This is a genomic window from Aquimarina mytili, from assembly GCF_016735115.1.
Taxonomy (GTDB): Bacteria; Bacteroidota; Bacteroidia; order Flavobacteriales; family Flavobacteriaceae; genus Aquimarina; species Aquimarina mytili.
Genome location: NZ_JAERQJ010000006.1, coordinates 172542 through 197065, shown reverse-complemented (window position 1 = coordinate 197065; position 24524 = coordinate 172542). Strand labels below are relative to the sequence as shown.

At 33.4% G+C, this 24524-nt stretch carries 27 protein-coding genes; 8 read left to right on the top strand and 19 right to left on the bottom strand.

Features of this window, described 5'->3' with window-relative positions; translation table 11 throughout:
* Window positions 1-6 precede the first annotated feature (6 nt).
* From JJQ60_RS15435 to JJQ60_RS15420, 4 genes are all read right to left on the bottom strand, one after another.
* Complete coding sequence (locus tag JJQ60_RS15435; RefSeq protein WP_201922161.1) at window positions 7-582, bottom strand: phosphatase PAP2 family protein; 576 nt, start codon at window positions 580-582, stop codon at window positions 7-9.
* Between the two features lie 19 nt (window positions 583-601).
* Window positions 602-829, bottom strand: coding sequence for a hypothetical protein (locus JJQ60_RS15430; protein WP_201922158.1), 228 nt, complete (start codon window positions 827-829; stop codon window positions 602-604).
* A 71-nt stretch (window positions 830-900) separates the two neighbouring features.
* Entirely contained in the window at window positions 901-1986 is a 1086-nt protein-coding gene (locus JJQ60_RS15425) for an OmpA family protein (RefSeq protein ID WP_201922155.1), read from the bottom strand.
* A gap of 100 nt (window positions 1987-2086) precedes the next feature.
* Window positions 2087-3457, bottom strand: coding sequence for an MATE family efflux transporter (locus JJQ60_RS15420; RefSeq protein WP_201922152.1), 1371 nt, complete (start codon window positions 3455-3457; stop codon window positions 2087-2089).
* An 86-nt stretch (window positions 3458-3543) separates the two neighbouring features.
* Between JJQ60_RS15420 and JJQ60_RS15415 the strand changes: the two genes are divergently transcribed.
* Both JJQ60_RS15415 and JJQ60_RS15410 read left to right on the top strand, forming a co-directional pair.
* On the top strand, window positions 3544-3909 hold the full coding sequence (locus JJQ60_RS15415) for a hypothetical protein (RefSeq protein ID WP_201922149.1): 366 nt from the start codon (window positions 3544-3546) through the stop codon (window positions 3907-3909).
* A 184-nt stretch (window positions 3910-4093) separates the two neighbouring features.
* Entirely contained in the window at window positions 4094-4879 is a 786-nt protein-coding gene (locus tag JJQ60_RS15410; protein ID WP_201922146.1) for a hypothetical protein, read from the top strand.
* Between the two features lie 43 nt (window positions 4880-4922).
* On the opposite strand, the gene JJQ60_RS15405 is transcribed toward JJQ60_RS15410, so the two are convergent.
* The 11 genes from JJQ60_RS15405 to JJQ60_RS15355 all read right to left on the bottom strand — a co-directional run bounded on the left by JJQ60_RS15405 (window position 4923) and on the right by JJQ60_RS15355 (window position 15824).
* On the bottom strand, window positions 4923-5330 hold the full coding sequence (locus JJQ60_RS15405) for a hypothetical protein (protein ID WP_201922143.1): 408 nt from the start codon (window positions 5328-5330) through the stop codon (window positions 4923-4925).
* A complete protein-coding gene (locus JJQ60_RS15400) occupies window positions 5327-6715 on the bottom strand; it encodes a M20/M25/M40 family metallo-hydrolase (protein ID WP_201922140.1) in 1389 nt (462 codons plus the stop codon). The genes JJQ60_RS15405 and JJQ60_RS15400 overlap by 4 nt, the downstream gene beginning before the upstream one ends.
* Window positions 6716-6784: 69 nt before the next feature.
* The gene (locus JJQ60_RS15395) at window positions 6785-7663 is read right to left on the bottom strand and encodes a PPK2 family polyphosphate kinase (protein ID WP_201922136.1); all 879 of its coding nucleotides are present in this window, start codon (window positions 7661-7663) and stop codon (window positions 6785-6787) included.
* Between the two features lie 114 nt (window positions 7664-7777).
* Window positions 7778-8299 (bottom strand): hypothetical protein, encoded by a 522-nt coding sequence (locus JJQ60_RS15390; RefSeq protein ID WP_201922133.1) that lies wholly within the window; start codon window positions 8297-8299, stop codon window positions 7778-7780.
* A 210-nt stretch (window positions 8300-8509) separates the two neighbouring features.
* Complete coding sequence (locus JJQ60_RS15385; RefSeq protein WP_201922129.1) at window positions 8510-9673, bottom strand: sigma-54-dependent transcriptional regulator; 1164 nt, start codon at window positions 9671-9673, stop codon at window positions 8510-8512.
* On the bottom strand, window positions 9673-10572 hold the full coding sequence (locus tag JJQ60_RS15380) for a DUF6268 family outer membrane beta-barrel protein (protein WP_201922126.1): 900 nt from the start codon (window positions 10570-10572) through the stop codon (window positions 9673-9675). Before JJQ60_RS15380 ends, JJQ60_RS15385 begins: the two co-directional genes overlap by 1 nt.
* A gap of 37 nt (window positions 10573-10609) precedes the next feature.
* Window positions 10610-11500: a mechanosensitive ion channel family protein gene (locus JJQ60_RS15375; protein ID WP_236669144.1), complete on the bottom strand. Its 891-nt coding sequence runs from the start codon at window positions 11498-11500 to the stop codon at window positions 10610-10612.
* A 4-nt stretch (window positions 11501-11504) separates the two neighbouring features.
* Window positions 11505-12803 carry an ABC transporter permease gene (locus tag JJQ60_RS15370; RefSeq protein WP_201922124.1) on the bottom strand — a complete coding sequence of 433 codons (1299 nt, stop codon included), beginning with the start codon at window positions 12801-12803 and terminating at the stop codon, window positions 11505-11507.
* Window positions 12796-13725, bottom strand: a complete 930-nt coding sequence (locus JJQ60_RS15365; RefSeq protein ID WP_201922122.1) for an ABC transporter ATP-binding protein — start codon at window positions 13723-13725, stop codon at window positions 12796-12798. Before JJQ60_RS15365 ends, JJQ60_RS15370 begins: the two co-directional genes overlap by 8 nt.
* 343 nt (window positions 13726-14068) lie before the next feature.
* Window positions 14069-15175, bottom strand: a complete 1107-nt coding sequence (gene dnaJ / locus JJQ60_RS15360) for a molecular chaperone DnaJ (protein ID WP_201922119.1) — start codon at window positions 15173-15175, stop codon at window positions 14069-14071.
* A 106-nt stretch (window positions 15176-15281) separates the two neighbouring features.
* Window positions 15282-15824, bottom strand: coding sequence for a nucleotide exchange factor GrpE (locus JJQ60_RS15355; protein WP_201922116.1), 543 nt, complete (start codon window positions 15822-15824; stop codon window positions 15282-15284).
* A gap of 163 nt (window positions 15825-15987) precedes the next feature.
* Between JJQ60_RS15355 and JJQ60_RS15350 the strand changes: the two genes are divergently transcribed.
* Entirely contained in the window at window positions 15988-16659 is a 672-nt protein-coding gene (locus JJQ60_RS15350; RefSeq protein ID WP_201922113.1) for a YceI family protein, read from the top strand.
* Window positions 16660-16718: 59 nt separating this feature from the next.
* On the opposite strand, the gene JJQ60_RS15345 is transcribed toward JJQ60_RS15350, so the two are convergent.
* The 3 genes from JJQ60_RS15345 to JJQ60_RS15335 form a co-directional block, all read right to left on the bottom strand.
* Window positions 16719-17633 (bottom strand): TIGR01777 family oxidoreductase, encoded by a 915-nt coding sequence (locus JJQ60_RS15345; protein ID WP_201922110.1) that lies wholly within the window; start codon window positions 17631-17633, stop codon window positions 16719-16721.
* Between the two features lie 116 nt (window positions 17634-17749).
* A complete protein-coding gene (gene mnmD / locus JJQ60_RS15340; protein ID WP_201922107.1) occupies window positions 17750-18436 on the bottom strand; it encodes a tRNA (5-methylaminomethyl-2-thiouridine)(34)-methyltransferase MnmD in 687 nt (228 codons plus the stop codon).
* Complete coding sequence (locus JJQ60_RS15335; protein WP_201922104.1) at window positions 18433-18939, bottom strand: DUF4920 domain-containing protein; 507 nt, start codon at window positions 18937-18939, stop codon at window positions 18433-18435. Before JJQ60_RS15335 ends, mnmD begins: the two co-directional genes overlap by 4 nt.
* 179 nt (window positions 18940-19118) lie before the next feature.
* On the opposite strand from JJQ60_RS15335, the gene JJQ60_RS15330 reads away from it, so the two are divergent.
* Window positions 19119-20186 (top strand): branched-chain amino acid aminotransferase, encoded by a 1068-nt coding sequence (locus JJQ60_RS15330; protein WP_201922102.1) that lies wholly within the window; start codon window positions 19119-19121, stop codon window positions 20184-20186.
* Window positions 20187-20259: 73 nt separating this feature from the next.
* Here the strand turns inward: JJQ60_RS15330 and JJQ60_RS15325 are convergent, their stop codons facing one another.
* The gene (locus JJQ60_RS15325; RefSeq protein WP_201922099.1) at window positions 20260-20646 is read right to left on the bottom strand and encodes a pyrophosphohydrolase domain-containing protein; all 387 of its coding nucleotides are present in this window, start codon (window positions 20644-20646) and stop codon (window positions 20260-20262) included.
* Between the two features lie 422 nt (window positions 20647-21068).
* On the opposite strand from JJQ60_RS15325, the gene JJQ60_RS15320 reads away from it, so the two are divergent.
* From JJQ60_RS15320 to JJQ60_RS15305, 4 genes are all read left to right on the top strand, one after another.
* Window positions 21069-21488 (top strand): hypothetical protein, encoded by a 420-nt coding sequence (locus tag JJQ60_RS15320; RefSeq protein WP_201922097.1) that lies wholly within the window; start codon window positions 21069-21071, stop codon window positions 21486-21488.
* Window positions 21488-23281, top strand: a complete 1794-nt coding sequence (locus JJQ60_RS15315; protein ID WP_201922094.1) for a tetratricopeptide repeat-containing sensor histidine kinase — start codon at window positions 21488-21490, stop codon at window positions 23279-23281. Before JJQ60_RS15320 ends, JJQ60_RS15315 begins: the two co-directional genes overlap by 1 nt.
* Window positions 23278-23904, top strand: coding sequence for a response regulator transcription factor (locus JJQ60_RS15310; RefSeq protein WP_201922092.1), 627 nt, complete (start codon window positions 23278-23280; stop codon window positions 23902-23904). The genes JJQ60_RS15315 and JJQ60_RS15310 overlap by 4 nt, the downstream gene beginning before the upstream one ends.
* 106 nt (window positions 23905-24010) lie before the next feature.
* Window positions 24011-24481, top strand: coding sequence for a hypothetical protein (locus tag JJQ60_RS15305; RefSeq protein WP_201922089.1), 471 nt, complete (start codon window positions 24011-24013; stop codon window positions 24479-24481).
* Window positions 24482-24524 lie beyond the last annotated feature (43 nt).

Sequence of the window (24524 nt, the reverse complement as noted above, 5' to 3'; positions counted from 1 at the left end):
AAAGGGTTAAATAGAGTTGTCACTATACTTCTGTATTAAAAAAGTATGCAATTTAAATGCTCCTAACCCCAATACTATACCAATAGCCATACCTGTGATAATATCGCCAGGATAATGTACTCCAACATAGATCCTACTGTAACTTACAACAACGGACCAAACCACCATAAACGGAAAAATATATTTTAAACGCTTTTGAAGAGCTAATCCAGTAAAAAAGGCTAGTGCCATAGAACTTGCCGCATGTGCAGAGAAATAACCATGACGGCCACAGCGTTCAGCAATAAAACGAGTAAAATCAGCCACACCATGAGCTCTGCAGGGCCTTGGTCTCATAAAAAGTACATTTTTAAACAAGTTTGATAACTGATCAGAAGCCGCAATTAGCGCTGCAACAACTAACAATGTTATTATCGTGCCTCGTATTCCAAAATATTTATAGAAAAAATATAGTAAAATCAAGTACAGTGGGATTTGATATAGTTTTTCGGTCATAAATAACCAAAACCAATCCCAAGAAGTATTTCCTAAATTATTGAGGTATAAGAAAAGATCTTTATCTAATTGTATAAGCTCTTCCATCTGTTAAAATCAACATTTTTTAATCTTCATATCGCTGTATCTCACGGTCGTAAAAATCGTTTGCCGCCTGAAAAAGATTCTCTGCTTCACTTTGTAACTCTTTTTCATCATGTTGATCAAACTCTTCTAACCATTCTACTTCATCATTTTCCAAATTAACAATAAATCTCGGAAACTCTGTATGTACAACGAAAATAGCTTCTGGATAATCTGTATTATCACCTAATAAGAATTTTGGAAAACCCATAAGAATACTTAAAATTAAAAGTTCAAAGGTACTATGTTTTTAGGGCAAACCAGCATATAATTGCCAAACTGTTACTTTATTTTAATCTCTACTCTATTGTTAGAATCAGGGTCTAAGTCAGAACCAGTACTAACAACTGGTGATGTATCACCAGCAGCAACAATTTCAATCAACGATTCGTCAACTCCTTTTTCAATCATATATTGCTTCACGTTACTGGCACGCATAGCAGACATAATTTCATTTTCAAATTTGGAGCCTGCATCATCAGCATGACCAATAATCTTAACAGAATTCACTTTAAATATGGTAGCATACTCAATATAAGAATCTAATGCCTTTTTAATTTCGGTATATGCTTCACTTTCGCCAATTAAAAACTCTATTGGTGAAAACTTAAGAGCCATATTACAAACCTGGTTCGCTACAAGATTTTTAGGATCTCTCATCTCCATAAGAAGCACATCGTCAACAAAATAATATCCTGTGTCATACTTTCCTCCTTTTACTGATTTTCCAATAGGATTATCTGCAAAATATCCAAGTGAAATATACTTTTCAGTACCTTTGGCTTTATACACCCCACAAACACGGGTCCACCCTTTGGTATTACATACCATCTTTGAAGATTTTACATGCAGTGGAAGTTTTGACGTAGTCGTAATTTTTGGAACTCTTGCACTAAAATAAGATCCAATCGATGAAGTACAAGAATTAGATATACCTTCTCCTAACGAAACATACATATGAAAATAGTAGAATTTTCCTGCACCTAAAGGACGTTTTAGTTTAACTGTCACTCCTTCTTTGTGCATTCCGCCAGCTATATACATCCCTACTTTTCCTTCACCAGTTCTTGGTTCTTGGGCTCCAAACTGTTTTAAAAAATTAGGAGACCTATGAATAAATCTAACCGATTCTAATCCAGGATGGTATACATCTGGAGTATTAATTGAAGGTTTCCAATCCTTCATTATTCCAAAATTCTGCATTTCCATATCCAAACGTTTAATCGTTGTATTGATTTTTTCAAAACTAGGGTTTGGAATTAAATTTTGCGCTTTGCTGTGTTCGAAGTTTTGACCTCTACCGCTATGCGAAATTGCTAAAATAAATACAATAAGCAGTAGACAAAATTTAGAATTTGGGACTCTCATTTTTGTAGTTCTGTTTTTTTGGAAAGATAGTTAATTATTCGTTAATACCAAACAAACATTTACCACTGTAAAGCATATTCTTGTTGGAGATATAGAAAAATTAGCCTTTCCGAATTAAACCATTTGTTAATTTATTAAATCTCAAACACAATAACAATGCCGAAGCCGTTAAACCCGCTAATAAACCAATCCAAATCCCTGAACTTTTATACTCGGTATGCAGCCCTAAATGATAACTTATAGGAAACCCAATTACCCAATACGCAATAAATGTGATAACCGTAGGGATTTTTACATCTTGTAACCCACGAAGTGCACCAAGCACAGTAACCTGTATAGCATCAGATATCTGAAATAAGGCCGCTATAATCAAAAGTTTTGCTGCAATACTAATTACCTCGGTATTATCGACCAAATTCTGTGTATCATCAACATCCAAATAAATCATTGGTAGCATCTCATTGCAAATAATAAATATGAGAGCAAAAATGGTCGCTATTATAAAGGATAATAAAAATATTGAAATGGCAATTCTTCGTAAATCTTCAAATTTTTGAAGGCCTTTTTGATTTCCGACTCGCACCATAGCCGCCACACTTAACCCCATAGCCACCATAAAGGTCATTGACGAGAGATTTAACGCAATTTGGTTTGCTGCTTGCGGGTTTTTACCTAAAATCCCAGACAACCAAATTGCAGCTGTAAATATGGCTACCTCAAAAAACATTTGTAATGAGGACGGAAAACCTAACTCAATAATTTTTTTGATCATTTTATTTTCTAGAACGAAAATTTTAATGTGAGTAACATATCCCTTAGACTTTTCTTTCTTTTTTAAGAAAATCCACAAAAACACGACCATTATAAATCGAGAAGCTAATGTTCCTATCGCGGCACCAACTATCCCCATTTGTGGGAACCCAAGCTTTCCAAAAATCAATATATAATTCAATACTACATTAACAACATTAGCTACCAGAGTAGCATACATAGGATATCTGGTCATCGATAATCCATCAGAAAACTGTTTCAATGCCTGAAAGATGATCAATGGTATTAAAGAAAAAGCAACCAAATCCAGATAAGGTATAGCTAATTCTACAACCTCAATAGGTTGTTTCATTAAATACATCAATGGTTTCGCCAACAAAATCATTAAAAACAATACAACCCCTAATGTAGTACATAGAAATAATCCATGTTTGAAAGCCGATTTTCCGTTTCTAAAATTATTTTCGGCGTCTGCTTCTGCTACCAAGGGTGTAATCGCTGTAGAAAACCCAATACCCAAAGACATTGCGATAAACATGAAGCTATTTCCTAATGATACTGCTGCCAATTCGGCCGTACCCAATTGTCCAACCATGATATTATCCACCAAAGCCACAAGCGTATGCCCTAACATCCCCATCATTACAGGTGCCGCTAATTCTAAATTATATCGAAACTCTTTGGTGTACTGGTATAGCATTTTTTAATATTGAAGACGCAAAGGTATTAGAACCAAAATAAACTAAAATATTCTTATCGTATATTTAACGTTCTTAATTCAAAACTATGTCTAAAACCATCATTGAGGAAAAAGAAATCAAAAAACGAAATAGCACCAAAATTTATCTTATCGTCGCAAGTATTATTTTTGGAATTCTAATATTACCATCTTTACCTATGATTATGATGTCTGCAATGATGTTTGACAGCCCAGGTTCTGAAGATAGTATTTCTACAATTACGATAGTAATAAGCATGGTTTCTTATCCATTTATTACATGTATTGGCATTACCATTGGCTGGATATTGTTTTCAAAAAGAAAATATCTTCTGGCAATATTATTTGCTAGCATCCCAGCTCTAAATATATGTATAGGAATAATTGCTATTATATATATGATGATATTTTGTGGCGGTAATTTTGCCTGTTAATGTACATATTCAGGTATGTCTTTTTATTTCTAAAAATTCTAATATAACTTTATATTCTAATCAACCCTTAGTTATGTATATTTTGCACAACCAAAAAACATCGATGCGACTTAAATTCTATATCTCTTTTCTCTTATGCGTACTTTTATTTTCGTGTAAATTTAATTCTACAAATGGACAAGATGTGAAAAAAACTTTTACTACAAAAAGTGAAGGTATACAATGCGAAAAAATCTACACAACCGTAAGTGATTTTCCTGCAATAAGAAATCAGTTTACTTATAAAGAACAGTTAGAATTTCATTTTGATAGTATTCAGGGGTTTGCAGAAGACGAAGGAAAAGTTTTTCCTGCTATAGATCTTTTTATACTTGATAAAAATAATGACACCCTAGTAACAAAAAATATTCTTGATGGTAAACAAGCGTATCGTCCTTCTTTACTAAAATTAACCGTAAAACACATCCTGGAAGATCCTTTGCATACGGGTAATGCATATACCATGAATATCATTGTTAAGGATACTAAAGGACCGGGGGTATTTTTTACAGAATTTCCTTTTGAAATCATTAAAAATGAACATATCAACACCAAGGAAACTTTAGTAAAGTATAAGGAAATATATTTATTTCAGAAAGAGTGGAATGGTAATGAAGTAACTGTCCATCCTAAAAGAGTTATGTCTGGTCAGGAAATTTATTTAGCCATTATTGATGCAAAAGGGTTCTCTGAACAAAACGGACAAACTACTCTCAAATTTTTATTAAAAGCAAAAGATGCATCTGGTAAAGAGATTTTAAATTTTCCTCTTGATAACTTTACTATAGATTCGCGTATGGTGCAATCGAGACTTTATGTCAATTTCAGCTTGCCCGGGGGACATCAAAACCCTATTTCTTTAGATATTGCTATAAATGATGTCAACAGTGGTGCAAAAATTGAAGCAAAGGTAGATCTAAATGTACGTTAACAAACTGAAAATAAATAAATTAACACACCACCTTTTGATTATTTTATTTTTCAATAGTAAGCTTTAAAATATTTTTTGAAAAACCTTTTGTTTCAGCGGATATCATTTCTGAAATTGTATCTTTATTCGTATAGCCAAATATGGTATCTGATGATTTAGAATAAATGACGACTTTTCTAATTGATGTTTTAATTACATCTAATTCTTGTTGTCGCCAACCTCCAAATCCATAGATAAACTTTTTAGATTTTTTACCGTCTTCAGCTAGTCTATACTTTGTTACTAAAGTTCCTTCAACATCAGGCAAGTCCTTTTCATTGCTAACAATTTCAAGATCTACATTTTTCTTTGTACTATTTTGTATGATTAATATCTTGGCTGGATCGCAAGCTAGTATTACCAATAAAATTAAAAGGCATAATAGTATGTTTTTAGGGTTTTCGGATATCACTTCACCCCATATTTATCAAAAAGATAAACCAAACTAGCCATAGTAGCTGCACCTAATTCTAGCTCACGCTTATTGACTGCATCAAAAGTATCGTTCTTGGCATGATGATAATCAAAATAACGTTGCGAATCTGGTCGTAAACCTGCAAGGACAATCCCATCTTTTTTGAGTGGACCGATATCGGCTCCGCTTCCTCCTTTTGCAAAATAATGTATCAAATATGGTTCAAAAAGTGATTTCCAACCTTCTACTTGCTTAAAGTTTGCATCATCACAATCAAAAGAGAATCCTCTTGGAGTGAACCCTCCTGCATCACTTTCTAACGCAAAGACATGGTTCTCCCCTTTATTTTTAGCAACCTTTGCATATTTCTTTCCTCCTCTTAATCCATTTTCTTCATTCATAAACAACACCACTCTAATAGAGCGCTTAGGCTTATATCCTATTTCCTTAAATAATCGCAATACTTCCATAGATTGCACCACTCCTGCCCCATCGTCATGAGAACCATCTCCCAAATCCCATGAATCCAGATGACCACCGACCACCATATATTCATTAGGATATTCGCTACCTGTTATTTGTCCTATTACATTAAATGATTCTACATCTTTCCAGGTACGGCAATTCATATTCATATGAAATTTAATCTTGGGATTCAATTTCAGAATAGAGCTTAATAGGTCTGCTCCATTTGTACTTATTGCAGCAGCCGGGATTTTATCCATATCAGACAGGTCACCGTAGCTCATTGAACCGGTATGCGGAAAATCGTCTAATCGCAAGTTCATTGAACGTACAATCACTCCTATAGCTCCAAATTTAGAAGCTTCAGCAGCTCCAGAATAGCGTTGATCTACACAACCTCCATAGGCTTTAAAGGTTTCGATCAAGTCTGCTTGCATTGGTCGATTGAAGAATACTATTTTTCCTGTGATTTTCTCACTTCCCAGTTTTTTTAAATCATCAATACCTTGCACTTCAACAATAGAAGCTTTAATCCCCCCGATAGGTGTAGGCACAGATCCACCTAATGCGCAAATAGGTACATTTGTTGTTTTACCTGGCTCTGTTTCTATAAAGGCAAATTCAGTTACTCCACGAGTCCATTTAGGCACCATAACAGATTGCAACCAAACTTTATCAATCCCTAATTCTTTCAATTCTTTTTCTCCCCACTCAACCGCTTTTTGAGCATTAACAGAACCAGATAACCTTGCTCCAATTTGATTTGATAAATGGTCTAGCCATGCATAACTTTTACCATTCAATAATGAGGTCTTATATATCTTTTTTAGTGTTATCGAATCTTCTTTTATCTCATTTTGAGCTAGGCAATTCAATGATAAAATTGCAAATAGAAAAGGGAGTAAGTTTTTTGACATTGTGTTCTTATAATTGTGAATTGCAATGAGCCTCATAAGGGTCTTGGGGGTTTTTAAAATTTAATATCATTATTCGTTTTCCAATTGTTGTTTATACAACTCCAAATTGGCCTTAGTCTTTTCGTCTAGCTCTGGTTCTTGTATATCATCATATTTTTTTAACGTATCATACAATGTTTTGGCTACAATATATCTTGCTGTAGGTTTATCATCTGCCGGAATAATATACCAAGGTGCATGCTGAAAAGAAGTTCTATTTATAGCATCTTGATAACAATCCTGGTATTGATCCCAAAGCTTTCGTTCTTTAAGGTCTCCTGCAGAGAATTTCCAGTTTTTTTCTTTCTTTTCTAATCTACGCAAGAGTCTGTTTTTTTGTTCATCTTTAGATAAGTGCAAATAAAACTTATAGATTAATGTTCCGTTTTGTGAAATATGCTTTTCAAAATTTCTTATCTGGTCAAAACGTTTATCCCAGAATTCATTATTAATATCTTCTATACTATTTACACCAGGTATGTTTTCGCCCATTATATATTCTGGATGCACACGTGTTACCAAAACATTTTCATAATGTGTTCTATTAAAGACGCTGAATTTACCGCGCTGTGGCAAGGCAATATAATGTCGCCATAAATAATCATGACCTAACTCACGCTCTGTAGGAACCTTAAAACTATGAACCACAATTCCTCGAGCATTAAAATCTTTAAATACTTCTCGAATTAAACTATCCTTCCCAGAAGTATCCATCCCCTGTAAGCATACTAAAACTGCATATTTACCATGAGCATAAAGCGTATCCTGAAGTTTTCCCAGTTTTTCACGAACTTCTTCTAACTCATTTTCTATTTTCTTCTCGCTAGCATCTAGATCGTATGTTGTTGCTATTTTAGATAATTCTATAGTTGAAGAGACTTTAAAGTCTTCGTGATTGATTGTGTTCATAATATGATCTGTGTTACACTTCGAAAGATACTAAAGTTTTGTATTTACATGAAAATAGTTAGCATATAAATCTATAATCATGAAAAATCAAAAATTGTTATCAAGTACACAACACTACCTTGCATTAAAATCATAGCTAAATCCTATGAGGAAAGTATCATAAGGTCGACCTAAACTTTTGACATTAAGTTCTGCAAAAACATGTACCGGTGTCGATACCTGATGCAATGCCCTGATTTTAATTTGGGCTCCATGGTTAAAGTTACCCGTTCTAAAACCAAGAAAAGCTTCGTCTTCGATATCTTCAAAAATACTAGAATCATTACCTATGTATCCCATTCCGGCAGTAATGGTTGTAGGATACCAATTGAATAAGATTAAATTAACCCCAATAGCCAATTCATTATACCCCTCATATGCATCATCTGCTGCTATAGCAAACGATCGATTATATTCTCCTAAAAAAGTAGTGTAACAATTGAAGGCATATTCCACTCGAACACCTAGCCCAACTTCGTTTTCGAGACCAAAATTCTTGATTGCCACGGCACCATAATTTACTGCTCCAGGGTCATATTGAGCAGAAATTTGCACAGCAAAAAACAACATATACGTCAAAAACAAAAACTTCTTCATCGGTGGGGCTTATCTTACTTTTGGTCGCAATATAATATTTAAATTACAAGCAGATATAAAAAAAGGCAGCCATATACAGATGATAAACTGCCTATACTACTATAATTTGTTCTTTTTACACGATAATTGAGATTCGAATGCTTAGGGGGTTTGCCTCGAAATCTAAATCATTTTCCCATCTAATGCCTCATGGACTTGCCCTGAGATCCTTTACTTTGCAGCAAAAAGCTTTACATCTTCTTCACTTACTTCTTTTCCACCAAGAATAATCAAACGTTCTACCACATTTCTTAATTCTCGAATATTACCTGTCCAGTCATATTGCTGCAGTTGTTTAACTGCTTTTGCAGAAAATGTCTTTACCGGGGATCCTTGTTCTCCCGATATTTTTTTGGCAAAATAATCCACTAATAGAGGAATATCTTCTCTTCTATCATTAAGTGCAGGTACTTTTACTAATATTACTGCAAGTCTATGATATAGATCTTCTCTAAATTTATTATCAGCAATTTCTTTTTTCAGATCTTTATTTGTAGCAGCTACAACCCGTACATTTACTTTGATATCTTTATCGCTACCCACTCGTTGTATTTTATTTTCCTGAAGTGCCCTCAATACTTTTGCTTGAGCCGAAAGACTCATATCTCCAATCTCATCTAAAAAAATGGTTCCACCATTAGCCGCTTCAAATTTACCTGCTCGATCTTTATTAGCTGATGTAAATGCTCCTTTTACATGCCCAAAAAGTTCACTTTCTATTAGTTCTCCAGGAATTGCAGCACAATTCACTTCTATCATAGGACCCGTCGAACGTTCACTTTTCTGATGAATCCAATGTGCCACTAGTTCTTTTCCCGTACCATTAGGCCCTGTAATCAAAACTCGGGCATCTGTGGCTGCAACTTTTTCGATAATATCTTTGATATCAGAGATCGCTTTGGATTCTCCAATCATATCATAATTTTTAGAGACTTTTTTCTTAAGTCTTTTATTTTCTACGACAAGCTCTTTTCTATCCAAAGCATTACGTACCGTATTAAGCAAACGATTTAAATCTGGTGGTTTTGAAATATAATCAAATGCTCCAAGTCGCATTGTATTTACTGCTGTATCGAGGTCTCCATGTCCAGAAATCATCACAATTGGAATTTCTGGTTTTATTTTCTTTATCGCCTCTAGTACTTCTACCCCATCCATTTTTGGCATTTTGATATCACAAAGTACCAGGTCATATTCGTCATTTTTAATTTTCTCAATTCCTAAAAGACCATCTTCAGCCTCAAAAACTTCGTACTTATCGTTCTCTTCAGATAAAATTTTAACTAAAACTCTTCGGATTGCTGCTTCGTCTTCTATTACTAATATTTTTGCCATTATATTTTTAGTTTAATTCCACTACGGAAATAGAATGTATTTTTTTCATTAATAGTATATACATTTTCCTGATTTGCATCCCGTAAACGAATTTCATTACTTAATGTATATCCTGCATATGTATAGAACAATAAGTGTTCCGTAAAATAATATTCATACCCCAATGCTCCCATAATATTAAGCATGGATGCATTTTCTGCTACTTTTACTTCTCCGTTTTCATCTATAAACGCTCTGTTATTCTGCAAATTACCATAAAAACGATCTAGACCTACAAAAGCTTGAAGTGTATTTTTTTCGTTAAAAAAATACTTGATACTTGTTTTGGGTGTACCAACAGAATACGACCAACTTGGATGAAATCTTTTAAAATAGTTAATAATAGGTAGCGGAAAATTGATACTAGCTGGTGTAGCATATCGCAATCCCATTATTAATCGCGATGTTTTAGGTGCGTTCTTATTTTTATAACTTTTTACAAAGTATAAGGATACACTATATCTAAAATCATCACTTTCTATACCTGAAGCTTCAAAGTTAGATGAGATTTGAGACCCTATCTTGGTTCCAAACCTCCAGTTATTTTTCATTTTAAAAGTATAGCCCAATTCCAATCCCAGGGTTTGGAAAGCATTCAAATCTCCTCCTTCATCAAATATCAATTCATCACCTATCTGTAAACTATTATAACGATACTGAGTTGCAATAACTAGATACGTTCCGTCTTTATTCATTTTAATCGGATAGTTGGCAGAAATTCTAAAGCGACTATATACATTCTCGCTATTCGCCTGAGGGATATATGCGTACTCTATTCTTGCTAAGTCAGTGTCCTGAGCACTTACACTACACAAAGTTTGTAAAAGAATACCTATTAAGACTATGTAGTTGTTTTTCATCGTAGGGGCATATATCTTATATTTTTTAAAGTATTTATTATTCTTTCAAAATAGTTACCTCTCTTTGCGGGAAAGGAATACTTATATCATGCTCCCTAAACAATCGATCTATCTCGAATCGTATTTCGCTTTTAGGAATCCCAGCTTGAAAACTATCACTCATTGTAAAAATCAATCTAAAATTTAATGAGCTATCGGCAAAATCAGTAAATAATACTAATGGAGCGGGTTCTTTTAAAATATTATCATTGGATAATGCCGCCTTAATCAACAAATCTTTTACCAGCTGAGTATCACTACCATAAGCCACACCAATATCAATCGACTCTTTTGTCATGCTTCCATTTTGAGTCCAGTTATAAAGTGAGGATGTCATAAACTTGTGATTAGGAATAATAAGTACTTTATTATCTATTGTAACCGCTCTTGTGGTTCTCAGTTTAATTTCTTCTACGCGTCCAACTTTATCATCGATTTCTATAATATCACCTACATGTACTGTCTGATCCATAAAGATAAATATTCCAGACAAGATATCTTGAATAAATGTTTGCAATGCCAGACCAACACCAACTAATAAAGCCGCTGATGCCGCAAAAATCGCTGTAATATTAAACCCGATACTATCTAAAGCTCCGAAGATTACAATGATATAAACAAAATATTTTAAGAATGAGAATATCGATTCAAACTTTAATTTGTCTTCGTTTCTTAGCTTTCTGGTTATAATCCTTTTAAAAACTCTTAATGCATATGAAGTAATTAAAAGAACAATAATTACAAATAGTAATAATTGCACTGTGAGTACAATGGGGTGTTCATCTCCAAAATGGAAAATTTCATAACTTAGAAAGTCTCTGATCGCTCCCCAAACATCTTTTTGGATCACATCTTTTACTTGCTCAGTAATCTCTTCTTGAACCATCATAGTATTAATACTTTAACCACTTAAACAATTCCTTGTAGGTTGGTTTTTTTCCGTACATTAATATCCCAACTCTGTAGATTCTTCCTGCCAACCATGTTATAAATATAATACTTCCAATCAATAGAATGATAGAGATTAAAACCTCCCACCAATTCACTCCAAATGGAATTCGCATGAGCATTACAATCGGTGATGTTAATGGTATCATTGAAAACACCGTTGAAACTGTACCATGTGGATTTTCGATTACCGAAAAGAATCCCACATAAATCCCTAACATCAGTGGTAAAATAACTGGCAACATAAACTGCTGAGAATCGGTCTCGCTATCAACGGCCGCGCCAATGGCTGCATAAATTGAGCTGTATAAGAAATATCCCCCAATAAAATATATCAAAAATGATAACACCAAAGTTGCTAATGGAAGTTTTAAGATATCTTGAAGGACTAATTGTATCTCTTCTTGATTACTTTCCTGCATTGCCAATGATGCATCCATCCCTACAGGTTGCGCTTCTACTCCAAAAATTGAGGTAGCAACCGTTAACAAAACAGCACCTAAAAGCATCCATATAACAAATTGAAGAATTCCAGCAAAAGAGGTTCCTAAAATTTTACCCATCATTAATTGTAAAGGTTTTACCGAGGAGATAATAATCTCGATAATACGATTTGCTTTTTCTTCTATTACTGAACGCATTACCATATTACCATATATTATAATAAACATCATCAAAAAATATCCTGCAGCGCCTCCAAAGATCATTTTTACATAATTAGACATTTTAGACGTTTTCTCTCCAGAAAAATTTTCGATTTGAATATTGACTTTGGCTTTAGAGTTCTCTATTACATCAAGATCTAAGCCTTTTTCTTCAAAATTTTGGTTTGTCAACTTACCCGCGATTACCTTTTCTATGTCATTGAGAATAGAAATATTAGGAGCTTCTTCTGCATAAAATTGTATTGATCTTGCTAATTCGGCGTTCGATTGTTTTTTAGGAATATACAACAACCCATATAGTTTTTTAAGTACTACAGAGTCTTTAGCACCATTTAGTGTTAGGTCACTATAATTGATGTAATTTATTTGATCTGAACTCTTAAAATCTGCAATAAACGATCCAGTTTCATCAAAAAAACCTATTTCACGAATTTCATCATTATTAAGAGTAGCCAGCCAAGTGATTAACGAAATCATCCCCACAAAAATCAAAGGGCTTAAAAAAGTCATTACCACAAATGTTCTGTTGCGTACACGGGCTATGAACTCTCTTTTTATAATTAACTTTAGATTATTCATTGTCTGTGATCGTTTTAATAAATATTTCGTTTACACCCGGTATTACTTCATTAAATCGCATAACTTGCGCCTTATCTGATAAAAATGACAGCAAATCATTTGAAGACATATTTTGATCTAGGGTTATTTTCACTTTTAATTGATCATCTATTGTTTTAAAATCTGCAGGCATAACTTTAAACTTCTCTTCAAGAGTTTGATAGAGACCAATAGTATTCTCGGTTAAAAGTCCGACCTCAAACGTATTTGATTTATATGCTCTTTTAATATCAGAAAGCTTCCCATCTAATATCTTTTTAGATTTATTAATTAACGCAATGTGATCGCATAATTCTTCTACGCTTTCCATACGATGGGTAGAAAATATTACCGTAGCTCCTTCGTTTCGTAATTGTAGGATTTCGTCTTTAATCACATTTGCATTGATAGGATCAAAACCACTAAATGGCTCATCAAATATTAAAAGTTTAGGTCTGTGAAGTACTGTAACAATAAACTGTACTTTTTGTGCCATTCCTTTAGAAAGTTCTTGTATTTTTTTGTTCCACCAATGTGTAATTTCGAATTTATCAAACCAATATTTGAGACGCTCTTTGGCTTCTTTTTTACTCAACCCTTTTAATTGTGCTAAGTACAGGGCCTGCTCACCTACTTTCATAGATTTATAAAGCCCTCTTTCTTCTGGCAGGTATCCAATATCTTTAATATGTTCTGGTTTTAATAACTCATTATCCAATAGTACATTTCCTTCATCGGGTAATGTAATCTGATTGATAATTCTGATTAATGTAGTTTTACCAGCTCCGTTAGGCCCTAACAATCCAAAAATACTGCCTTTTGGCACCTGTATAGATACATCGTTAAGGGCAGTAAAGGTTCCAAATCGTTTTGTGGCTTGTTTGACCTCTAAAAGATTAGTCATAAATACTAATGATATTGTTATAATTTATATGAAACCCGAATGATACGAAAACTTAAAAACTTATGCTAATAATGTTAAAATAATAATTGAGATAAAATTATATATGCTATCCTATTTAAACATATCAGTCAAATTAGAAAAACTGAACTCAAGATATAGAAATATGATCCTAGTAAAAAACAAAACCCACCCTGAATACATGTATTAAGGATGGGAAAAAAATTGCTATGAAAAAGAAAAATTATCACTAAATAAATTAGTGATGTTTCAAATATACGAATTTTTCTTAATCAAAAGTTAATAAAACCAAATGATTAATGATCTAAAAAATCATCTAATTTCATTAAGAAAACATGTCTTTAACTTTCTCAAAAAATGACTTTTCTCCACTATCAGGATTTGGCATGAAGTGATCGTCTTTAGCCATTTTCTCAAAAAACTCTCTTTGTTCTTTACTTAATGTTTTAGGCGTCCAAACATTTACATGAACTAAAAGGTCTCCTTTCCCATATCCATTAATACTAGGAATACCTTTACCTCTTAGCCTTAAAATCTTACCACTTTGCACCCCTTCTTCAATCTTGATACGAACTTTACCTGTTACGGTATCAATCTCTCTGGACGCGCCTAAAGCCGCTTCGGAAAAGCTTATATATAAATCATAATGCAAGTTGTTGCCTTCTCGCTGTAACAATGGATGATCTTGTTCTTCTATTGCAACAAGAAGATCTCCGGCGATTCCATTACCTGGAGCTTCATTACCTTTTCCTGTTACTTTTAACTGCATTCCTTCTTCTACTCCTGCAGGAATTTTGATACTTACAGTTTCTTCGGTTACTTTTAAACCTTGAGCATCAGCTCCAGCAGGTTGATGATCAATAGACTGCCCAGCACCTCCACAAGTCGAACATGTAGTTGCTGTTTGCATTCTACCTAGAATCGTATTCGTAATCCTTGTTACCTGACCCGTACCATTACAAGTACCGCACGTTTTGTATGTTGTTCCAGGAGCTTGGATTTTTCGCTTTACTTTGATTTTCTTTTCTACACCGGTTGCAATCTCTTCTAAGGTAAGTTTTACTCTAATACGAAGGTTACTTCCTTTAGTTCTGCGTTGTCTACCACCTCCGCCAAAACCGCCAAAACCACCAAAACCTCCTCCAAAGATGTCTCCAAACTGGCTAAAAATATCATCCATATTCATACCACCACCGCCAAAGCCACCGCCTTCAAATGCCTGGTGACCATATTGATCATATCGCGCTTTTTTATCCGGGTCACTTAAGATTTCATAGGCTTCGGCTGCCTTTTTAAACTTTTCTTCGGCAGTTTTATCTCCAGGATTCTTATCGGGGTGATACTCAATAGCCTTCTTGCGATATGCTTTTTTGATTTCTGCATCACTTGCACCCTTGCTTACACCCAATATGTCGTAAAAATCTTCTTTCATCTGTTCTTTTAATTTCGTTTTAGTCGTCATACTTCGACATAGCTCAGTACGAAAATGAAATTTGCCAAATTATCAACTTCATTAACATGGCTTATTTCATGATATATTATTGACCAGTCACTACCTTAGGAAAACGAATCACTTTATCTCCTAATTTGTAGCCTTTTTCTATTACATCTACGATTTTGCCTTTTAAATCATCGCTTGGTGCAGGTATTTGTGTTATTGCTTCATGATCATCTGCATTAAAAGCATCACCAGCAGTAACTTCTACCTGAGATAACCCCTTACTCTTTAGAGTTTCTTTTAATTTATTATGAATTAACTCAACTCCTTTGATTAAGTCTTTATCTTCAGACTTTTCTATTTCTTTTAATGCTCTATCAAAATCATCCAATACCGGCAACATCGACTGAATAACATCCTGACTTGCTGTCTTGAATAATTCTATACGTTCTTTAGAAGTACGTTTTTTATAATTTTCGAACTCAGCAAAAAGTCTCAAGAATTTATCTTTTTCTTTTTCAAGTTCTTTTTTCAGCTGTGTCTCAGCATCAACCTCTTCTGTCTGCGTTTCTTCAACAGGCGAATCAAGTACTTCTTCTACTTGATCTTTTACATCTTCAGTATTTTTATTTTTCTTACTCATGTAACTTGTACCTTTTATAAGTTTTCATTTTGAAGTAGCAAAAGTACTGCCATTTTTGAATTAATGTCATAATGTCACAGGAATATTTTAGTATATATTTAAGAGTGTTTCTTTTGCAAAAAAATAATTTTGACCCGTTTAAAAACCCATAAAACTATTATTTATGAAAATCAGATTATTTAATATCCTAGCTATAACAGCTTTAACTGTTACAGTTTTTTCTTGTAAAAGCGAAAAAAAGAACGAAACTGAGGCAGCAGCTGCAGAAGAAGTAAAAGAAGCTACAGTAGATGCAGTCTCTTATAATGTAGACCCGGCATCAAGTACGATAGAATGGATTGGATCTAAGCCAGCAGGAAAACATACTGGAACCATCAAACTTGCGAAAGGGACAATCAAAACTCAAGAAGGAAAAATAGAGAGTGGATCCTTTGTTATTGATATGACTTCTATTGTCGTTACTGATCTTGAAGGTGATGAAAAAGCGGGACTTGAAGGACATCTTAGAGGTGAAGGCGAAGGAAAAGAAGACCACTTCTTTAATGTTGCCAAATTCCCTGAAGCTTCATTTGAAGTTACCGGAGTTACGCAAAAAGAAGGAAAAACTCACCTGGAAGGAAACCTTACCATAAAAGGAATTAAAAAGAATATTTCGTTTCCGGCAACTACTTCTGTAGAAGGAAACACAATGACATTAAGTACTGAAGTATTTACCATTAACAGAACAGAATGGGGTGTAAATTATGCTTCAAAATCGATGTTTGAAAATCTTGGAGATAAATTTATCAATGATGATATTGAGCTAAAAATTAGTGTTAAAGCTAATAAAGCTTAACATTCATAACATATACCATTTAAAACCGATGTTGCTAATGTCTTCATCGGTTTTTTTTATTACGATTTTTCAGGAATGAGATCATCCAGGGCTGAAACGATATTATCGTATTCAAACTCAAACCCTGAAGAAGAAATTCTATTACTACATACACGTTGGCTGGAGAATAAAAGGGTATGCATTTCGCCTAAAAACAGTTTTAAAGTAAGCCTTGGCACATTAGGAAGGACTATTTTCTTGTTTACTTTTTCTGCTATAGCATACGTCAATTTTTTATTAGAAACAGGGTTAGGCCCCACAGCATTAAAAACCCCTGTTAATTCTTCTTGCATTACGAAAATGAACATTCTAGCAAGATCTTGAATATGAATCCAACTTTGCCATTGTTTACCATTACCAAAAATTGCTCCAAGACCGTACTGAATTGGTTTTGCAATTTTTGGAAACGCCCCTCCTTCATTAGATAAAACAAGTCCTATTCGTAAAACACTAACATTGATCCCAATAGTTTTAAACTGCTGTATTGCATCTTCCCATTTGGTTACGACTTCTCCCAAAAAACCAGCATCACGCTCTTCAGAATCTTCCATATAATAATTTTGAAAAGAATCAGGATAAATACCTATGGCACTTGCCGAAATAATATGTCGAACACTATGCTTTGCATTTCTTAAATTTTCTAATAGTAAATTTGCTGTGTTTATTCTGCTTTCTATGATTTCTTGTTTATATGCAGATGTCCATCTTTTTGCAACTGTTGCTCCAACAAGGTTGATAATTACCTCAATATTTTCAAAGCATTTTATATCAATTTCTCCTTTTTCAGGATTCCAATAGTAACCTGTATAATTTGATGAATCGCTTATCTTATTTTTACTGGTTGTAAGATAATTGACATCAATATCTGATTGATGACATAGCCTCACAATTTGCTGGCCTACTAATCCTGTCGCACCAGTGATTAAAACCTTCATTTTATTACATTTTGATGCAAAATACCATCACATTATAACAAAAACAATCGCTTTATTATAGGTTTAACAGTCGTTTATCGTTCTATAATTATAGAGAAATCAGTATACATGGTACATTACAGTTTTGTAGCTCTTAGCATTTCTCTTTTACCTGGGGGACCTGGAAGTCGTTCTACCTCAAAACCTACTTCTTGCATCGCTCGTCGAACACTACCTTTAGCAGAATAGGTCACTAATACTCCATGAGGACGAAGAGCAGCATACATTTTTTGAAAGATATCTACAGTCCAGAGTTCAGGTTGCACTCTGGCTCCAAAGGCATCAAAATATATAAGATTAAAGGCATCTTTATCTTGAATATCGCTAAAAAATTGTTTTCGTTTAGTAAGCATAAAACCTGGAGTAATCTCATGCGGTACTTCCCAATCAGATTCGTGTAACCGTCTGAAAATCGATTCCTTTTTTTGATTAGAAAGTGCATCGGAGTAATTCATAAGAATCGCTTCATCAAAAGCTACCGGGTAGGCTTCTACTCCAACATAATTAATTCTTTGATCTTTTGTTTCAGCCTCAAGAAAGGTAACAAAAGCATTTAATCCAGTTCCGAACCCAATTTCCAGAACATCTAACTCTTTTACATCTTGCTGGTCCAGAATATGACGAAACCCATTTTTAATAAATACGTGTTGTGCTTCGTTAATAGCGCCATGTTTAGAATGATACTGTTCATTCAATTCTGGCAGATGAATCGTTGTAGAGCCATCGGCAGTTGTTATGATTTCGCGTTTTAATTCTGGTTTCATTGTTTTTTGATCAAAACCCCATCAGATATAAATGAATATGTTTTCTTAGGAGCTGTAATGGCCATGATTTCATCTTCCGATTTTCCAGCATCTCGTGCATAATGACGTTGTTCTTCAACCGATACTTCGCTCACAAATGCTCTACCCTGTACGATAACGGTATCATTTTCTATATCCTTTGGAACAAAAAAACCATAATCTTTAAACTTTACCATTGTTTCTTTATCCTCTTTAAGTGCTACTCTCATCCAACACCCTTTAGCTTTGCAAACAGCATTAACGGTACTGATAAAAGCTATATCAATGGTATCACTTGTATCCAGGTTTTTGTATTTATCATCTAGACTAACTTTGTCATACACTTCTTTTACAGATATTTTTTCTCCATAAGAATCATAATTTTCTATCATAATCTCATCTATAGGTATAGAAACTTCATTTTTATTCTTACAGCTAGTCACTATAAATAACAATCCCACTAAAAAAAGTATGTATTTATTCATTATTCTATAATTATTGTTCTAACATGGCAAAATTACGTATTTTAAGAATTCTTATTTTATAAGAAAAGGGTATTTTTGTGTACTATTAGGATAAGTTGTTAGTATTCTTACATTTTTTTGACAAAATGTAATACCATACTGTAGCAACAGATAATTATGATCACCTTAAAAAAAGTCAAATGAAAAATACAATTTCGCAGACCTTAGAAGTTAATAAAGTTAGTGAGTCCAAAATTGGACAAGTGGATTTTGAAAACCTTAATTTCGGAAAGATATTTACTGATCATATGTTTGTCTGTGATTATATCAATGGAGAATGGCAAACACCAAAGATTATCCCCTATGGACCTTTGAGTATGGATCCATCTGCACGTGTTTTTCATTATGGCCAAGCTGTTTTTGAAGGCATGAAAGCCTACAAAGATGATAACGGTGATACTTTTTTGTTTAGACCTGATGAAAATTATAATCGTATCAATAAATCTGCTGAGCGTTTGGCTATGCCAGAATTCCCAGAGGATTATTTTTTTGAAGGATTAAACACACTACTTAAATTGGATAACGAGTGGATCAAACCTGGTTTTGGTAACTCTTTATACATAAGACCATTTGTTATTGCTACTCAAGCTAGTGTTTCTGCATCAGAAGCTGATGAGTATAAATTCTTAATCATTTGCTCACCTGCGCAGTCTTATTATAGTGGCGAAGTAAGTGTATTAGTTGAAGAACGATATAGCCGTTCTGCTAATGGAGGGTTTGGATACGCTAAAGCAGCTGGTAATTATGCCGGACAATTTTATCCAACTAAACTTGCTAAAGAAAAAGGATACCAACAAATTATATGGACAGATGCTGATACCCATCAATATATGGAAGAAGCTGGCACAATGAATGTTTTCTTTAGAATAAATGACACATTACTTACTGCACCTGTTAGTGATCGTATTCTAGATGGGGTTACACGCAAAAGTCTTATAACCCTTGCCGAAAAACAAGGTATAACTGTTGATGTAAGACCTGTAAAAGTTAGTGAGATTGTTGAAGCCGCAAAAAATGGTAGTTTAAAAGAAATTTTTGGAGCAGGAACCGCTGCTGTAGTAAGCCCAGTAAAAGCTTTTGGATATCAAGGCGAGCATTACGAATTAGCAAAACAGGAAAACTCATATGCATCGCATTTCAAAAAAGCATTGATGGATATCCAGTATAATAAAGCCGAAGATGCTTTTGGATGGAGATATAAGGTTTAATTTTTGAATTACGAATTCAGAATTACGAATCTTTCAAATAAAAAAATCCCGAAGAGTGTTCTTCGGGATTTTTTTATTTGTCTAAAATATCTTTGATATTGGGTTTAAAGTAATTAGGGCCTTTAAGCACTTTACCGTCCTCTCTATAGATTGGGTTACCATCTTCTCCCAATTTACTCATATTACTACGTTGAATTTCATTAAACACCTCTTCTATTTTATGTTGCATACCATGTTCAATAATAGTACCACACAAAATATACAACATATCTCCTAATGCATCAGCAACCTCTACCAGATCATTATTCTGAGCTGCTTCAAAATATTCTTCATTTTCTTCTTTCATTAAGTTAAACCGAAGCGTATTTTTTGCTTCACCCAGATCAGCAATAGGTTCATTTTTATATCCAATTTCAAACGCAGTATGAAATTCTTGTACCGCAGCAATTTTATCCTTCATCAATATATTTTTATAGATTATCTTTGCTGTAAAAATAACAATTTATGTTTAGTCAGGGCCAGTTAGTATTTGCCATTTTTTTTGTAATCGCCTTTATCATTTTAATGATTTTTAGCTACCGAAAAGATCTTAAGCTACATCGCAAATATTACAAAGGCAGCCTGTTTATTTTGATTGGTTTTATTATCTTTATTATATTATTGTTTGCGTTAAAAACGTATTTACAACCCGAGTAAACCATAAAAACCCCTAGTTTTAATCACGCATTTGCTGCATAGCTATACCCCTATTTAGACTTTTAGTCTAATTATTTCATGTAAACATGTATCGTCAATAAAGCAATATACCCTGTATTGGGTATGGATTGATGTACTCTTTTTTGAGAGTTTTGAATTTAACTAAATAACCTAAAATCCCATTTTATGAAACATAAAGAATATAAAGTAAAAATTGGCAGAAAAAAGTATCAACTAATTTTTAAAGATAATGAAGTCCAAATAAAAGGAAGATTTTATTGGGATAATAAAAAGGTTTTGAAAGGAGATTTTAAATTAAGAAACTATGATAATACTGGAAAAAATAAATTTAAACTTCATAGAGTTTTATTTTGTCATGAGAGAACACAATTAGAAGCCTTCTTATCTAATCACTCCAGCTTCGAAAGAAAAACGTACAAATGTCACGATGAACCTACAGGTAAAATGAGTTTTGAAGAAATCGACCAGATTGGTTTCTTGATAAGAGTTGCTGAAAATAGCACTTCCAATAATTACAAGCTATGTGATGATACCAAACCTGGGGACAAAGATGGATCTATCCTCATAGGAACAGAACTTATTTGATGAAAAAAATTAAGTGTCATTTTTTAATACCGGTTTCTATATTATTAACCAGTATTATGTTTTCGCAAAAAAAAGAACTTGATAACGCAGATTTCTTTTTAAAAACACGAAAAATTGATAGTGCTACCATATCTATAAAAAAAATAGACACCAATACTTTAAATACATATAATAAAGGACGCTTTCATTTTATCCAAGGAAAAATTCTACGTTCCAAAGACATACATCATAAAGCATTTGAGGAATTTTTAACCGCAAAAAGAAATCTCGAACTATCAGACAGTATTTCATTAATAGCTCAAATTAATTTACATATAGTTGACCTACTAAATGATCAAAAAAACTTAAAAGTTTCAAACAAACCATTTCTTGATGAATATATCGCGTACTCAAAAAAAACAGAAAACTCTATTGATGTAAGCAAAGCATACGGAAAAATAGCAGCCTCATTTTTAAATGCAGATGATTCTGATAAAGCTATAATATACTTTGACAAAGCTATACTTGAAGCAAACAAGGCTAAGGATACACTACTAAGCGCTAGCTTTCTATTCAATAAAGGAGTTGTATACAATACTGTTGCTAAAAAATACGACTCCGCTTTGTATTTTTTTAAGAAAGTCTTACCTGTATTTAAAAAGCATAAGAGAATAGAATACCTAGCATATAATTACAATAATCAGGCCGAGGCATATAAGAAATTAAATAATTTCAATAGAGCCATTTTTTTTTATATGAAAGCGGACTCTCTGAAGCTTAGAACATATTCTTTAAAAACTAAAAAAATTTTTTATCAAAACATTTCAGATTTGTATAGTAAATCTGGAAATTTTGAAAATGCATTTATTTACGCAAAAAAACAAATCCAAATAATTGACTCAATAGATAATCAATCTCAAAACAATGCTATTGTTGAAGCAGAAAACAAATATCGAGCTGCGCAGAAAGAAAAACTAAATTTGATTTTACAAACTGAAATTGAGAAAAAGAAGCAAGAACAACAACTTTTATGGATTGGTTCCTTTTCACTATTAATTCTAGGTAGTAGTATTGGTTTTCTGATATACAAAAACACCAAACGTAAACAACATATCGCCGAACAACAACGAGAAATCGAAATTCAAAAAACAGAAAAACTCTTAAAAGAGCAAGAATTAGCTAGTATAGATGCCATGATCGCTGGGCAAGAAAAAGAGCGGCAACGTCTAGCCAATGATCTACATGATAATTTAGGGAGCACACTGGCCACGGTTAAGCTCCATTTTCAGCATTTAAAGAATAATAAAGATAATCCCAACATTGAAAATACAACAGAACTATACACTAAAACAGATAATCTACTCGAAGAAGCCTACCAAAAAGTTCGCACGATTGCTCATGAAAAAAATAGCGGAGTTATGGCTAATCAAGGCTTGTTACCTGCGATTAAGAAACTAGCTAAAAAAGTATCTAACTCTAATCAATTAGTAGTGGAGGTACAAGACTATGGATTAGACAAGCGGTTGGACAATGCCTTAGAAATCTCAATTTTTAGAATCACTCAAGAGTTGATTACAAATGCTATTAAGCATGCCCATGCATCTGAAATACATATTTCTCTTACAAATCATGAAGGGCTTCTAAACATTATTATCGAAGATAACGGGAACGGGTTTGACGCTAAAGTATTACCAAAAAAAGATGGTATGGGATTAGCAACAATAGAAAAACGCATTGAACATCTAGAGGGGACTTTTGAGATTGATTCAACAATAGGAAAAGGAACCCATATTATTATAAATATACCAATATGATTACTGTAGCTATAGCCGAAGATCATCAATCTTTAATTGACGGAGTAGAACTTCTTCTGAAATATGAAGATGAAATCAGCATTGTAGGGATGGCTAATGATGGAGAAGAGTTATTGAAAATCGTAAGGCTCAAACAACCCAAAGTAGTTCTCATGGATATACGCATGCCTAAAATAGATGGGATTGTAGCGACTAACATTATTAAAAAAGAAGTACCCCATACCAAAATCATTGCCTTTTCTATGTTTGACCAGGAAGATGCCGTTCGACAAATGGTTGAAGCAGGGGCATCTGGGTATCTTCTTAAAAACTCTCCATTAGAAGAAGTTCTAACCGCTATACGAGAAGTAGCCAAAGGAGGAACCTATTTTGATGCTGCAATAGATCCTTCATTGTTTACAAAAGATGCAAAACAACCTTCTAAGAAACAAGTATTGTCAAAAAGCGAACGTGAAATCTTAAAACTTATCGGACAAGGTAAAACCTCTTCTGAAATTGCTGCTATTCGTTTCAACTCTGTCTCAACGATAGAAACACATCGTAAAAATATCATACGCAAATTAGACCTACATGGCAAAGGCGAATTATTGCGCTATGCCATCGAGAAAAAGTATGATTTTTAGATAGTTAAACCACATAAGTGTATTCAAATATACCCTGCTACGGGTATTTTTTTGTGCTCTTTTTAAAAGTAATTTAAACACATATTAATCAAAAAATTAAACTATCATGAAAAAATCATTTATCTTTTTTTTAACTCTACTTACAATATCTATTATTTCTTGTAGTAGTGATGATGACGATGGCAATACACCTGTACTTAGTGAAGAACAAGTTTCAGGATGTAATGATTCTAATGCATTAAACTTCAATTCAAACGCAGATGAGAATGATGGTTCTTGTACGTATTCTAAAATTACTTTTTATGCACGATTTAATTCCTTTAATGGAATCCCTATAACCAAAATTGAAATTCTGGTTAATGGTGAAATTATAGGTTCAATAAACAATGGCTTTATATGGACAAATGCACCAGGGAACTGTTCGGCTACAGGAACAGTTAGCTATAAATTTTCGGATGGCAATACTATAGACTGGAATACTAATATGTTTCTGGCAAATGGTCAATTGATTTCATCAAGCGGAACAAAATCACCAAACAAATCATCTGAGTGCATAAAAATAAATGTAACCCGTTAGTGTAATGAGAACTTCATAAAAAAACGTCCTTTCTTAATTAAAA